Origin of the sequence: Bradyrhizobium sp. CCBAU 11357 (assembly GCF_028128865.1) — a bacterium.
GTDB lineage: Bacteria > Pseudomonadota > Alphaproteobacteria > Rhizobiales > Xanthobacteraceae > Bradyrhizobium.
Genome location: NZ_LBJW01000113.1, coordinates 409,671 through 422,680 on the forward strand (window position 1 = coordinate 409,671; position 13,010 = coordinate 422,680).

At 63.6% G+C, this 13,010-nt stretch carries 13 protein-coding genes; 4 read left to right on the top strand and 9 right to left on the bottom strand.

The genetic code is table 11. From position 1 onward, the window contains the following. Positions 1-58: 58 nt before the first annotated feature. The 4 genes from XI05_RS37740 to XI05_RS37755 form a co-directional block, all read right to left on the bottom strand. Positions 59-2,263 carry a xanthine dehydrogenase family protein molybdopterin-binding subunit gene (locus XI05_RS37740; protein WP_271511228.1) on the bottom strand — a complete coding sequence of 735 codons (2,205 nt, stop codon included), beginning with the start codon at positions 2,261-2,263 and terminating at the stop codon, positions 59-61. A gap of 7 nt (positions 2,264-2,270) precedes the next feature. Beyond that, a complete protein-coding gene (locus XI05_RS37745; RefSeq protein ID WP_271511230.1) occupies positions 2,271-3,287 on the bottom strand; it encodes an FAD binding domain-containing protein in 1,017 nt (338 codons plus the stop codon). Further along, positions 3,284-3,769 carry a (2Fe-2S)-binding protein gene (locus XI05_RS37750; RefSeq protein WP_271511939.1) on the bottom strand — a complete coding sequence of 162 codons (486 nt, stop codon included), beginning with the start codon at positions 3,767-3,769 and terminating at the stop codon, positions 3,284-3,286. The genes XI05_RS37745 and XI05_RS37750 overlap by 4 nt, the downstream gene beginning before the upstream one ends. A gap of 141 nt (positions 3,770-3,910) precedes the next feature. Continuing rightward, positions 3,911-4,390, bottom strand: a complete 480-nt coding sequence (locus tag XI05_RS37755; protein ID WP_025035213.1) for an Lrp/AsnC family transcriptional regulator — start codon at positions 4,388-4,390, stop codon at positions 3,911-3,913. Between the two features lie 143 nt (positions 4,391-4,533). Here XI05_RS37755 and ald point away from each other — a divergent pair, with 143 nt between their 5' ends. From ald to XI05_RS37770, 3 genes are all read left to right on the top strand, one after another. Beyond that, positions 4,534-5,649: an alanine dehydrogenase gene (gene ald / locus XI05_RS37760; protein WP_271511942.1), complete on the top strand. Its 1,116-nt coding sequence runs from the start codon at positions 4,534-4,536 to the stop codon at positions 5,647-5,649. Positions 5,650-5,912: 263 nt separating this feature from the next. Then, entirely contained in the window at positions 5,913-6,131 is a 219-nt protein-coding gene (locus XI05_RS37765) for a hypothetical protein (RefSeq protein ID WP_027546306.1), read from the top strand. A 111-nt stretch (positions 6,132-6,242) separates the two neighbouring features. After that, positions 6,243-7,301, top strand: coding sequence for a YeiH family protein (locus XI05_RS37770; RefSeq protein WP_271511233.1), 1,059 nt, complete (start codon positions 6,243-6,245; stop codon positions 7,299-7,301). Positions 7,302-7,434: 133 nt separating this feature from the next. Here the strand turns inward: XI05_RS37770 and XI05_RS37775 are convergent, their stop codons facing one another. The 5 genes from XI05_RS37775 to XI05_RS37795 all read right to left on the bottom strand — a co-directional run bounded on the left by XI05_RS37775 (position 7,435) and on the right by XI05_RS37795 (position 11,959). Next, positions 7,435-8,307, bottom strand: a complete 873-nt coding sequence (locus XI05_RS37775) for an ABC transporter ATP-binding protein (RefSeq protein ID WP_271511237.1) — start codon at positions 8,305-8,307, stop codon at positions 7,435-7,437. Continuing rightward, a complete protein-coding gene (locus XI05_RS37780) occupies positions 8,304-9,215 on the bottom strand; it encodes an ABC transporter permease (RefSeq protein WP_442869350.1) in 912 nt (303 codons plus the stop codon). Before XI05_RS37780 ends, XI05_RS37775 begins: the two co-directional genes overlap by 4 nt. Beyond that, positions 9,212-10,630, bottom strand: coding sequence for an ABC transporter substrate-binding protein (locus tag XI05_RS37785; protein ID WP_271511240.1), 1,419 nt, complete (start codon positions 10,628-10,630; stop codon positions 9,212-9,214). Before XI05_RS37785 ends, XI05_RS37780 begins: the two co-directional genes overlap by 4 nt. Before the next feature lie 181 nt (positions 10,631-10,811). Next, on the bottom strand, positions 10,812-11,585 hold the full coding sequence (locus XI05_RS37790; protein ID WP_271511948.1) for a Crp/Fnr family transcriptional regulator: 774 nt from the start codon (positions 11,583-11,585) through the stop codon (positions 10,812-10,814). A 71-nt stretch (positions 11,586-11,656) separates the two neighbouring features. Continuing rightward, positions 11,657-11,959 (bottom strand): gamma-butyrobetaine hydroxylase-like domain-containing protein, encoded by a 303-nt coding sequence (locus tag XI05_RS37795; RefSeq protein WP_271511249.1) that lies wholly within the window; start codon positions 11,957-11,959, stop codon positions 11,657-11,659. 193 nt (positions 11,960-12,152) lie between these two features. Between XI05_RS37795 and XI05_RS37800 the strand changes: the two genes are divergently transcribed. Continuing rightward, positions 12,153-12,926, top strand: a complete 774-nt coding sequence (locus XI05_RS37800) for a ferredoxin--NADP reductase (RefSeq protein ID WP_271511252.1) — start codon at positions 12,153-12,155, stop codon at positions 12,924-12,926. Positions 12,927-13,010: the final 84 nt, after the last annotated feature.

Below are 13,010 nucleotides of genomic sequence, written 5' to 3' on the forward strand. Positions count from 1 at the left end.
CACATTCGATGACATTGGATGACATGCCCGAGTGCTGCGACAGGGTTAGCCTGCCGCCTCACTCCAGCAGCTTGTCCAGCGTAATCGGGAAGCGCCGGATGCGCTTGCCGGTGGCATGATAGACGGCGTTCGCAATCGCGGCCGGCACGCCGACGGTGCCGATTTCGCCGAGCCCCTTGATGCCCAACCGGTTGATGCGGTCGTCGGGCTCGTCGACGAAAATGACGTCAATGTCGTGGACGTCGGCGTTCACGGGAATGTGGTATTCGGCGATGTTCGCGTTCATGATGCGGCCGAAGCGGTGATCCATCACCGTCTCCTCGTGCAGCGCCATTCCAATTCCCCAGACTACCCCGCCCATGATCTGGCTGCGGCCCGTCTTGGTGTTCAGGATGCGTCCAGCCGCGACCGCACTCACGACCCGGGTGACGCGAATGACGCCGAGCTCTTCATCGACCTTGACCTCGGCGAACACGGCCGAATGGGTGTTGCGCGCGTGCGACTTGTCCTCGGGGAACTCGTTCAGCTTCTCCTTCTCGAGCCGCTCGACCTGGCCATGGCGCATCGCATCAGCAATCGAAACTGAGCGGCTGCGGTCGGCGGCCTTAGCAACCGTGCCATCGAGCAGAATGATGTCTGGCACATCGACCCCGGCAAGCGGCGAGGCAGGCATCGCCTTGGCGTATCGCGCGAGCTCGCGGCGAATCTCTTCGGCTGCTCCCAGCACGGCGTGCGCACTCGAGGCGGCCATCCATGAGCCGCCTTCCACCGGTGCCTGCGGCAGGCTCGAGTCCGCGAGCTTGACGCTGATGTTCTCGATCGGCAGCCCGAGGGAATCGGCCGCGACCTGCGCCACGATGGTGTAGGTGCCGGTGCCGATATCGGACGCGGCGCAGGAGACCTCGGCATGGCCGTTTGCCGTCAGCACGATGCGGACGGCGACCGGCATCTGCAGCGCTTCCCATACCCCTGTCGCCATGCCCCAGCCGACCAGTTCCTTGCCGTCGCGCATGGAGCGCGGTGCCGGATTGCGCCTGCTCCAGCCGAACGCCTCCGCGCCGCGGGCGTAGCATTCGCGCAACTGCTTGCTGGTGTAAGGGAGGTCTTCGGTCTGGTCGCGATCCGAGTAGCACTTCAGGCGCAATTCGAGTGGATCGAGCTTCAGCGCGACGGACAATTCGTCCATGGCGCATTCGAGCGCGCACACGCCCGTTGCCGCACCCGGTGCGCGCATGTCGCAGGGCGTCGAGACGTCGAGGTCGACCAGCTTGTGGGAATAGTGGCTGTTGGGGCTCTTGTAGAGCTGCTCGGCCCAGCCGGTGTCATTGCGAGAGAAATCCTCGTAGCGGGAGGTCACGGCAATCGCTTCATGGCTGACCGCATCAAGGGTGCCGTCCGGCTTTGCGCCGAGCGCAAGGCGCTCGATGGTCATGGGACGATAGCCCAGGCCATACATCTGCTGCCGCGTCAGCACGACGCGAACAGATCGCTTCAGTGCGAGCGCGGCAAGGGTTGCTAGCACGACCTGGTGTTGTGGCCGCAGGCCTGAGCCGAAAGCGCCGCCGACGTACGGCGAGATCACGCGGATGTCGTCGGGCTTCTTGCGGAAGACGCTGCAGAGAAACTTCTGCACGTTCTGGACGCCTTGCGTCTTGTCATAGACCGTAAGCCCGCCACTGCCGTCCCAGACTGCCGTCGTCGCATAGAGCTCCATCGGATTGTGGTGCTCGCTCGGAATGACGTAGTCGGCCTCGTGGCGCACGGCCGCGCGCGTCAGGGCTGCTGCCGCATCGCCACGCGGCTCGTGCGGCTGATCCACTTTGGAAGCCTTGCCGCGTTCGGATTCGAGATCGGTCGCAAACGCCTCCTGCTCATATTCGACGCGAACACGGGTTGCGGCGAACTTGGCGGTCTCCCAGTCCTCCGCGACGACCAGTGCGATCGGCTGGCCGTTGAACTTGATCCTGTCGTCATAGAGCGGACGGAAGGGCGAGCCCTTCTCCGGCGCCACCTCATCCTTCCAGGCTTCGTCCTTGTCGGCGAGGGGCGGCCGATGTGCATGGGTGAGCACGTCGACCACGCCCTTCACCTTTAGCGCCTCGCTGGTGTCGAGACGAGCGATGCGCCCGCGCGCGATGGCGGCCTCGACAACGAAGCCGTGAAGAAGACCGTCTGCTGCGAATTCGCCGGCATATTTGGCAGCCCCGGTGACCTTGGCCCGGCCGTCGACGCGCGACGTTGGTGTTCCGACATAGGCGTTCATCGGGACCTCATGCGATCTTCTTGTAAGCTTGTGACTGCGGCGTGGCGCTTGCGGCCTGCATCAGCGCACGCAGGACGGCTCGGCGCGCCAGCTCGATCTTGAATCCATTGTGGGAGCGGGCAGTCGCTCCCTGCAGCAGCAGGTCGGCGGCGCGCCCGAAATGATCCGGTGTTGCCGCCTGGCCGCGCAATGCGGCTTCGGCCTTGAGGCTTCGCCAGGGCTTGTGAGCCACGCCGCCGAGCGCAAGGCGCGCTTCGCCGATTGCGTTGCCCTCCAGTTCGAGCGCGGCTGCGACGGAAACCAGAGCAAAGGCGTAGGAGAGCCGGTCGCGGATCTTCAGATAGCTGTAGTTTCGGGCAAAGCCGTGCGGCGGCAGCTCGATGGCGGTAATGATCTCGCCGCTGCCGAGATTGGTATCGAGATGAGGCTTGTCATCGGGAAGCCGATGGAAATCCGTCAGCGCGATGGTGCGCTGCCCCGAGGGGCCTGCGATGTGCACGAGCGCGCCGAGCGCGGCCAGCGCCACGCTCATGTCGGATGGATTGGTCGCGATGCAGGACGTGCTGGTGCCGAGGATGGCGTGGTTGCGGTTGAGGCCGTCGATGGCCGAGCAGCCCGTGCCGGGGGTTCGCTTGTTGCACGGCGTCGTGGTGTCATAGAAGTAGGCGCAACGCGTTCGTTGCATCAGATTGCCGCCGACCGAGGCCATGTTGCGCAATTGCGCGGAGGCGCCGGCCAGGATGGCGCTGGCAAGCAGGGGATAGCGCTGCTCGATCAGCGGATGGTAGGCGAGGTCCGAATTCGGCACCAAGGCGCCGATGCGCAGGCCGCCGTCGGCGGTCTCCGCGAAGTCGCGGAGCGGCAAGCGGGAAATGTCGATCAGCCGGGAGGGCTGTTCGACATTCTCCTTCATCAGGTCGATCAGGTTGGTGCCGCCGGCAATCAGCTTCGCGCCGGGATCGGCGGCGAGCAGGCGGATGGCGTCGGCCACGTCGCTTGCGCGGGAATATTGGAAGTTGTTCATGACCGGCTCATTGCCTGCTCGATCGCAGCCACGATGTTGGGGTAGGCACCGCAGCGACAGAGGTTTCCGCTCATCAGCTCCCGGATCTCGTCCGCATCGCGCGCACGGCCTTCGGCCAACAGGCCCGCGGCGGAGCAAATCTGTCCCGGCGTGCAATAGCCGCACTGAAAGGCATCGTGGTCGATGAAGGCCTGTTGCAGGGGATGCAGCGCGCCGTCCGCGGCCAAGCCTTCGATCGTCGTGATCTCAGCGCCATCCTTCATGACGGCGAGGGTGAGACAGGAATTGACCCGTCTTCCGTCGACCAGCACGGTACAGGCACCGCACTGGCCGTGATCGCAGCCTTTCTTGCTGCCGGTCAGCTCCAGACGATCACGCAGCGCATCCAGAAGCGTGGTCCAAGGCACGACTTCGAGCGCGTGCCTTTCGCCATTGACGACGAGGTCAATCGGAATGCGTTCGGGGATTGTAAGGTCGGCCATGGTCGGTTTCCCTGCGGAAAGGCCGAGTCGGACAAATTGGGCAAGTGACGCGAGAATGCGTTGCCGCCGCTGGCCAATAGCGCCCAACGGATGAGGGGTTGCTTGGTTCCTGACCGGTTCTCCCGATCTGGATCGACGAGATCAGCGCTTCGTCTCGCCGAACACGACGGTCGGCACCGCGCGGTTGACGATCTCGCGCAGCGCGAAGCTCGATTGCACCCGCGCGACGCGCGGCAGGCGGGACAGCTCGGTGCGATGGATGCGCTCGAAATCCTGGATGTCGCGGGCGAGCACGATGAGGATGTAGTCGTCCGTCCCCGACATCAGGAAGCAGCGCACGACAGAGGGACATTTCGTCACCTCTGCCTCAAATGCCTTCAGCGCCTCGTCGCTCTGGCTTTCGAGCGCGATGCGAACCAGCACCGTGGTGGTGAGGCCGAACTGGGCCAGGTCGAGCGCGGCCTGGTAGGCCTGGATGTAGCCGTCATCCTCCAGCGCCTTCTGCCGCCGCGCCAGCGCCGTGCTCGACAAGCCGATCTTATTGGCAAGCTCGGTGTGGCTGGCCCGCGCATTGGTCGTGAGTTCCGCGAGGATGGCGAGGTCTTTCCGGTCGAGGGCCAAGGTTTCGTTTCCAGCGCCAAAGGACGGTTTCGCGCCGGAAACCGGCGCGGGTGCCGCCAAGGTAGCGGATATTTGCACGAAACCAAACCGACGCTCTCGCTACGATCAACAATGGAATCAAAGCATTGGCGAAGGAGAGCAAGATGCGCGTCGGCGTGCCGAAGGAGATCAAGGTGCAGGAATATCGCGTCGGGCTCACCCCTGGCGCGGTCCGCGAATATGTCGCCGCCGGGCACCAGGTGATGGTCGAGAGCGGCGCCGGCAGCGGCATCGGTGCGTCCGACGAGGTGTACCGGCGGGCTGGGGCGTCCATTGCCGAGACCGCTCGCGAGATCTTTGCAAAGTCCGACATGATCGTGAAGGTGAAGGAGCCGCAGAAGAGCGAATGGGCTCAGCTTCGCGAAGGCCAAATCCTTTTTACCTATCTTCATCTTGCGCCGGATCCCGAGCAGGCCAAGGGCCTGCTTGCTTCCGGCTGCACCGCAATCGCCTATGAAACCGTCACGGACGCGAGTGGTCACCTCCCGCTGCTCGCCCCGATGAGCGAAGTCGCCGGCCGCCTCGCCATCGAGGCCGCCGGCGCCGCCCTCAAGCGCACGGCCGGCGGCCGCGGTTTGCTGCTGGGCGGGGTGCCCGGCGTGCAGCCGGCTCGCGTCGTCGTCCTCGGCGGCGGCGTGGTCGGAACGCAGGCGGCGCGCATGGCCGCCGGCTTAGGTGCCGAAGTCACCGTGATCGACCGCTCGATTCCGCGCCTGCGCGAACTGGACGATCTCTTCGTCGGACGCGTGCGCACCCGCTTCTCCACCATCGAGGCGGTCGAGGACGAGGTGTTCGCCGCCGACGTCGTGATCGGTGCAGTGCTGGTGCCCGGCGCCAGTGCGCCGAAGCTCGTCACGCGCGCGATGCTGAAATCGATGCGGCCGGGAGCCGTGCTGGTCGACGTCGCGATCGACCAGGGCGGCTGCTTCGAGACCTCGCACCCGACCACGCACGCGGAGCCGACCTACGAGGTCGACGGCGTCGTGCACTATTGCGTCGCCAACATGCCGGGAGCGGTGCCGGTGACCTCGAGCCAGGCCCTGAACAACGCGACGCTGCCGTTCGGCCTGATGCTCGCGAACAAGGGTTTTGCGGCGGTCCTGGAGAATCCGCATCTGCGCAACGGGCTCAACCTGCATCGCGGCCGGGTGACGAACAAGGCGGTGGCGGAGAGTCTGGGGCTGGAGTTTGCGCCAGTAGAGAGCGGGCTGGCGGCTTAGCGAGATGGGCTACCGCCAATGCGGTGCCATCAACCGACTGGAAGATGGCGCTGCCGCCTTGCCCCGGGCCGGGAATCCCGGCGCGGTGAGGGCGTTGTGACTGGAGCGGCGGTATCCAAATTGGCGGGAAGAAGAAAACTATTGCCGCGGTCCTGTCAGGAGAAAGGAGTTTCCCCTTATGAGGGCAAAAACGCCAATCGCTTCCATTGCCGTTTGGAGCCGAAACGACGACATTTGCGCCAGAAATTGGTGGATCGGCAGCCATGGAACGCACTGGATTTGAGCCCTTCGGCGAACAACTGGTGTCCGCAACGGACACACAGCCGAAGTCGCGCGCCTCGAAGCTCCTGCTGCGCGCCGGCACCACCCTGTTCTGGTCGCTGGTCGCCGGCATCGTGTTGGCCCGTGCCGCCTTCTTCGAGCCGGGCATCTATGACGGCTTCAGCCGCGTCGCCTCGCTGGCCAAGAACCTGATCTTCTGAGGCCGTTTATTCCGGGCCGAGGACAGAACTTCTCTCGGCCCTGATATGTCGAAAACATATTTCCCAATTGGGTCGCGCTGCGTATAAATCTTTCTCCTTCGGGAGAGATTTGTGTCGCAGAATCAAGCATCCAGCCCGGCCGATTCCAAGCCGGCCACCGCCTTCAGCCGTATCGCGGCGCTGATTCCGGGCATTCTCCTCTGTATCGCTGTAGCCGGTGTGTCCGCCCTGCTCGAGCGGGCCGAATTGGGCGTGTTCGAGCATCCCTATATCGAGGCGCTGGTCATGGCGATCCTGCTCGGCATGGCGGTGCGCAGCTTCTGGAGGCCGGCCCCGCGCTGGCAGGCCGGCATCGCCTTCAGCGCCAAGCAACTGCTCGAAGTCGCGGTGATGCTGCTCGGGGCCTCCATCAGCTTTGCCGCGATCGCCGCTTCCGGCATTGCGCTGCTCGCCTCCATTGCCGCGGTCGTGATAGTCGCGCTCTGCGTCTCCTTCGGCCTCAGCCGGCTGCTCGGCCTGTCGATGCGGCTCTCGATCCTGATCGCCTGCGGCAACTCGATCTGCGGCAATTCCGCGATCGCCGCCGTGGCCCCCATCATCGGTGCCAACAACGACGAGATTGCGTCCTCGATCTCCTTCACGGCGATCCTTGGCGTGATGATGGTGCTGGGCCTGCCGCTGCTGATTCCGCTGCTGCAATTGTCCGCAACGCAGTACGGCATCCTCGCCGGGCTCACCGTCTACGCGGTGCCGCAGGTGCTTGCCGCGACGGTGCCGGCAGGCCTCGTCTCGACCCAGATCGGCACGCTGGTGAAGCTGATGCGCGTCCTGATGCTCGGTCCGGTCGTCGTCGGCCTGTCGCTGGTCGCCTCGCGCTGGCAGAGCGATGCCAAGAAGACCAGTGTCGGCTTCTTTCGCCTGGTCCCCTGGTTCATCCTCGGCTTCCTTGCGCTTGCGACCCTGCGCTCGCTGGAGATCGTGCCGGCTACGGTGGTCGGCCCCGTGACGAAGATCACGGGCTTTCTCACGGTGGTCTCGATGGCAGCCCTCGGCCTTGGCGTCGACGTGCGCGTGCTCGCCAATGTCGGTGGCCGGGTGACGGCCGCGGTGACGCTGTCGCTGATGCTGCTGCTGGGGATCAGCATCGCGCTCGTGCACTGGTTCAAGTGATCAGGGCAAAGCTGCCGTAGGGTGGGCAGAGGCGCGTAAGCGCCGTGCCCACCAGTTCTATAACAGACGGAGAATGGTGGGCACGCTTTCGCTTTGCCCACCCTACGAGACCGTCAATGCTGCGAGCGGGAAGCTAAATCACGTCCGCCAGCGAATGGCCGTGCAGCTCGATGCTCAGCCCCTGCATGCCCATGTCGTTGATCTCGCCGCCCATCGCCTTCAGGCTCTCTTCGCGGATCAGCGACATCAGCCCGCGGCGGAGCGCCAAGAATTCCGACGACATCATCATCGATTGCTGCCGCGGTCGCTCCAAGGGAATCGGGATTTCCGCCTTGATCGAGCCGGGCCGCGCGGTCATGCAATAGACGCGGTCGGACAGGAAGATGGCTTCATCGATGTCGTGGGTGACGAACAGCACCGAGATCTTCAGCCGCTGCCACATGTTGGTGAGGATCTGCTGCATGATGACGCGCGTCTGCGCGTCGAGTGCGCCGAACGGCTCATCCAGCAGCAGCACCTTCGGTCCCGTGGCCAGCGCGCGGACGATGCCGACGCGCTGCTTCATGCCGCCGGAGAGCTTTTCCGGATAGTGCTTTTCGAACGCCTCCAGACCCGCGAGCCCCAAGAGCGTGCGCGCCGCCCGCTCACGCTGCGATCGCGGCATGCCGCGCATCTTCAGCCCGAACTCGACGTTCTCCCGCACCGTCTTCCAGGGAAACAGTGAATATTGCTGGAACACCATGCCGCGCTCGGCGCTAGGGCCGTTCACGCGCTCGCCGTCGACCGTCACGATGCCGGTGCTCGGCTTGAGGAAGCCGGCAACGGCGTTGAGCAGCGTCGATTTTCCACAACCGGAAGGACCGACGATCGAGACGAACTCGCCCGGCTTCACATGGATCTGCGTGTCGGTCACTGCCTGGACCGCTCCCTCGATCGTCTCGTAGGCGAGGGAGAAGTTCTTGACCTCAATGTGGCCCTTCGGCGGAGTCGCAACCAATTCGCTCATGTCGATCTCCACGGCATTACCAACTTCCCTGCAGCCCGGATCAGCAGGCTCGATCCGAGCCCGAGCACCCCGATCGCGATCATGCCGAGCGCGATATCGGCGTACTGGACCAGCGAATAGGCCTCCCACGTGAAATAGCCGATGCCGTATTGCCCGGAGATCATCTCGGCGGCGATCAGCGAGACCCAGGCGACGCCCATGCCGACGGTGAGGCCGGTGAAGATGTGCGGCAGCGATGCCGGAAAATACACCTCGCGGAAGATCGAGCGCTCGCGCGCGCCGAGGCATTGCGCGGCGCGCACCAGCACGGGGTCGACCATCGACATGCCGTGCAGCGTGTTGAGCAGGATCGGGAAGAACGAGCCGAGGAAGGTGATGAAGACGATGCTCTGCTCGTTGGTCGGCCACAGCATGATCGCCATCGGCACCCAGGCGATCGCGGGAATCGGCCGCAGCACCTCCGCGACCGGGAAGATCACCTCATGCACCAGCTTGAAGCGGCCCATGACGAGGCCGAGCGGCACGCCGATGATCGCCGCCAGCGAGAAGCCGATGAAGATGCGCCGGCAGCTGAGCAGGATGTGCATCAGGAATTTGGGATCGTGGATCGCCTTGGTGAAGCTCGCATAGACCGCGAGCGGCGAGGGCACGTTGGTGAAGCGCACGAAGAACACGACGCGATACGTCGTCAGCAGGTGCCAGACCAGCAGGAACGCGAGCAGCGAAATCACGCCGATCGCCGCCGCGCGCAGACCTGCCCGATTGAGCCGGTACCAGCGCAAAGCGAGTGTGCCGAAGGAAGGCGGCATCGTAGGCGGGGTGATGGCGGCGGGCGAGGAGCCCGCCTCTGCAAGTGCTGTTGCCGGCATGCTGTCCTCGGGAGGTCTGACGAGGGCGGGGCTGCTCACGTCTTGCCTCCGACCGCGGCCTTTACGGCGTCGTCGAAGCCGAGCACCTTGCCGCTGATCTTGGCGGCATAGGCTTCGGCATCCTTCTTCAGCAGGAACGGGGCGAGCTCGCCATTGCCGACCGCGAAGAAGGCCTGATCGGCGAACAGCTTGATGCCGCGCGTAGTGTCGAAGACGTAGGCGACGTTGATCTTCTTGCCCTTGGCCTTGTAGTCGGCATGGGCACCGAGTGTGCAACTCGCGGACGAGAACGGCAAGATACCGGCGTCATCGACCCAGACCTCACCGGCCTTGCGCGGATCCGCGATCGGCTTCTTGCAGAAACCATCTTCGCCCGAAATTTCGTAGTTCTTGGTGCTCGCAAGCTGCGCATCATAGTCGAGCTTCATCTCGGCATAGGCTTTGCGGATGTAGCTGTCGTCCACCCATTTCTTCGGATCGAACTCCTTCATGCGGCCGAGATTCTGCAGCACCTTGACGTCCGTCGTGGCCGCATCGATCAGCGCCGGCTTGATGGTGGGATCGGTGGTCATGTTGCCGCTGGGGCCGAGGAAGATGTAGACGACTTCCTTGCTGATGCCGGTCCATTCCTGGATCTTTTCCGCGGCGAGCTTGGGATCGTCGCGCAGCCACTGATTGGCAGCGATCAGCGCCTTGAAGTAGGCGACGACGACCTCCGGATATTTTTCGGCGAAGTCGGTGCGAACCACGATGCCGTGGAAGGTCGGCAAGTTCGTCTCTACGCCGTCGAAGATCTTTCGCGCGAAGCCGCGGAACGGCAGCAATTCCGCAAAGGGGACGAAATCGGCATGGCCGTCGATCTTCTTCTCCTGCAGATTGGTCGAGCCAACCTCCGGGCTCTGGCTGACGAGCTGGAAGAAATCGGAGGTATAGCCGCGATCCTGCATCGCTTTCAGCACCATGCCGTGCGCGGCGGAGCCGAAGGGAACGCTGACCAACTTGCCCTTGAGATCGGCGAGGTCGTAATAGGGCGAGTCCTTGTGGACGACGAGGCCGTTGCCCGAGCCGGACAGGCTGTAGGCGGCGATGCCGATCAGGCGACTCTTGCTCTCGGGGTTACTCTCGAAGGTGAAGCCGTTCACGATCAGCGGATAGTCGCCCATCATGCCAATCTGCAGCTTGTTCGCCATCATCGCGTTGGTGACGGGCGGACCTGAGGTGAAGTTCTGCCACTCCAGCTCGAACTTGATGTTGGCGTATTTGCCATCCTTCGGCAGGTATTTCTCCAGCAGATGCAACTGGCGGATGACGACGCCCGCGGTCACCGTGTTGGTTGTGGTGTCCTGAGTTCCGATGCCGAGCGTGACGGTTTCCGCGGCGGCCGGCTGTGCGGTCAGAAGCGCCAGCGACGTCACTGACATCGCGATCGAGAGCGTGGGAAGATGGCGGACCATTCTCATCCTCTTTCGGTTGGATGTGCTGTGGTTGCCATGATTGGTTGAGGGCACCGGCAGGGCAAATCCGGAATGACGACAGCGGTCGATTAGTTGCCCGGAAAAGGTGATTGCATACTCCTTGGGCAGTCCTGCACTATAAAGCCGCTTGTCTGTGCATCGGTCTTGGCTGCAAATTCTTCTAGTCGGATGCGTGACCGCGCATCTCCTCCAGCACATCGGTGCGGCAGACCACGATCTGCGACCGCTTCGTCAACACGATTCCCTTCTCTTGCATGCGCTTCAGGCTGATCGTGACCCATTGCCTGGTGGCGCCGACCATGTGGGCGATGTCGGCGTGGGTGAAGGCCGCGGCGATGACGGTGCCGTCAGCATCCTCGACGCCGTAAAGCTCAACGAGGTGCAGCAAAAGATGCGCAAGGCGCTGGGTGATCGAGCGGGTGCCCAGCATCTGCGCGAGCGCCGAATAGCACTTCCCCTTGAACGTGAGGCCCTCGATCAAGCCGATCGCGAGGTTCGGGATCTCCAAGGCAAGCGACCGCAACTCCTTTCCGGGCAAGTGCACCACGCTGCAATTGCTGGAGGCGACGCCGGACCATTGATGCACGGTGCCTTCGAACACTTCGGGGCCGCCGACGAAATTGCCGACATGCCAATAAGCGAGTGTGATCTCGCGCCCGAGCGGAGAGGTGTAGAACACGCGGATGCGGCCGCTCTCGATCAGCCAGATGCCGTCATGCTTGCCGCCTTGGCTGAACAGCGTCTGGCCGCGATTGAGCACCTTTCGCCGGCCCTGCTTCAGCACCAACTCCCGCTCGCGCGGCGTGAGCTTGTCCATCAAAGGTGGTGGACCGCCGATCCATTGCTGGTTCTCGGTGAGCAGCAGCGAGGAACTGCCCGCAGGTCGGGCTGCCGGGGGAGAAGCCCCGCGAACCGCATTGGCCGCCTGCAACATCACCTGCCTCCAGAACATTCAAATTGTTCTAAAGAGGAGCAATGTCCGTGCCAGAAACGAGCGAACGGTGTCTAACGCCCCGCCAAACTCAGCAAATAGGTCCTCGGGTAAATCCCCCGGTTGTGCCCATCCGAAAACGAGATGTTCAGCCCATAGCCGAGATCGCCGATCCCGGTGATCGCAATCCCGGGAAACGCGTCCGGGAAGCGGCCGTCGAAGCGGGCGCGGGTGCAATGAGCGCATTTGCAGGAGAGGCGGAGTGTCTCGGCGGGCACGCTGAGCGCGTCGTCCTGCGTGGTGCGGACGAGAAGGGCGGCGAGATCCGCGCTGGCTTCATAGTCGGCAATGGTCGGTGCCACCAAGGTCGTGGTCATGACGAACCTCCGACTTCTATCTATGCCGGCACCGGCGCGGCGAATAGCAACTAATTGCCGGCGCCGGCATGACCGCGCGCCTGGTCTTCGAACACCACGCGCGAAATGTGAAACTAATCGACCGGGAATTTCACTTCTGAATTGCCGGGCCTCCCTCTCTCCATGACCTTGTTGTCATCGACAAGGAGAGACCATGAGTGCATTTCAGAAGGAAACGGTTTTGTCTGTCAGGCATTGGACCGACTCCCTGTTCAGCTTCACCGCGACGCGCGATCCCGGCTTTCGCTTCCAGAACGGCCAGTTCGCGATGATCGGACTGGAGGTCGAGGGCAAGCCCTTGATGCGGGCGTACAGCATGGCCAGCGCCAATCACGAGGAGGCGCTCGAGTTTTTCTCGATCAAGGTGCAGGATGGCCCGTTGACTTCGCGCCTGCAGAAGATCAGGGAGGGCGACATCATCCTGGTCGGCCGCAAAGCGACAGGCACGCTGATCACCGGCAATCTCATTCCGGGAAAGCGCCTGCTGCTGCTCTCGACCGGAACCGGCCTTGCCCCCTTCGCCAGCCTGATCAAGGACCCGAATGTCTACGAGAACTACGAGACCATCGTGCTCGCTCATGGCTGCCGGCAGGTCTCGGAACTCGCTTACGGCGAGCATCTCGTCGAAGATCTGCGCGGTCACGAGTTCTTCGGCCCACTGATCCGCGACAAGCTCGTCTACTATCCGACCGTCACCCGCGAGCCGTTCCGCAACCGCGGCCGCATCACCGACCTGATCGCCTCGAGCCAACTGTTCGACGATATCGGTCAGTCCGGCCTCGATATCGGAACCGACCGCATCATGCTCTGCGGCAGCCCGGCGATGCTCGAGGAACTCCACGCGATGTTCTCCGCACGCGGCTTCGTCGAGGGCAATCACAGCCAGCCCGGCCATTTCGTGATTGAAAAGGCTTTTGTCGAGCGCTGAGGCCAAATCGCTGTCCGGCGACAACTAATTGCTATCGCCGGACATCCACCTGAACAAATCTGATGCACAGGCGCCGCGGGTCGG

Excerpts from the sequence above, each read along its gene's own strand:
- XI05_RS37740 (WP_271511228.1), bottom strand. The coding sequence starts at position 2,263 with ATGAACGCCTATGTCGGAACACCAACGTCGCGCGTCGACGGCCGGGCC.
- XI05_RS37745 (WP_271511230.1), bottom strand. The coding sequence starts at position 3,287 with ATGAACAACTTCCAATATTCCCGCGCAAGCGACGTGGCCGACGCCATC.
- XI05_RS37750 (WP_271511939.1), bottom strand. The coding sequence starts at position 3,769 with ATGGCCGACCTTACAATCCCCGAACGCATTCCGATTGACCTCGTCGTC.
- ald (WP_271511942.1), top strand. The coding sequence starts at position 4,534 with ATGCGCGTCGGCGTGCCGAAGGAGATCAAGGTGCAGGAATATCGCGTC.
- XI05_RS37765 (WP_027546306.1), top strand. The coding sequence starts at position 5,913 with ATGGAACGCACTGGATTTGAGCCCTTCGGCGAACAACTGGTGTCCGCA.
- XI05_RS37775 (WP_271511237.1), bottom strand. The coding sequence starts at position 8,307 with ATGAGCGAATTGGTTGCGACTCCGCCGAAGGGCCACATTGAGGTCAAG.
- XI05_RS37785 (WP_271511240.1), bottom strand. The coding sequence starts at position 10,630 with ATGGTCCGCCATCTTCCCACGCTCTCGATCGCGATGTCAGTGACGTCG.
- XI05_RS37790 (WP_271511948.1), bottom strand. The coding sequence starts at position 11,585 with ATGTTGCAGGCGGCCAATGCGGTTCGCGGGGCTTCTCCCCCGGCAGCC.
- XI05_RS37795 (WP_271511249.1), bottom strand. The coding sequence starts at position 11,959 with ATGACCACGACCTTGGTGGCACCGACCATTGCCGACTATGAAGCCAGC.
- XI05_RS37800 (WP_271511252.1), top strand. The coding sequence starts at position 12,153 with ATGAGTGCATTTCAGAAGGAAACGGTTTTGTCTGTCAGGCATTGGACC.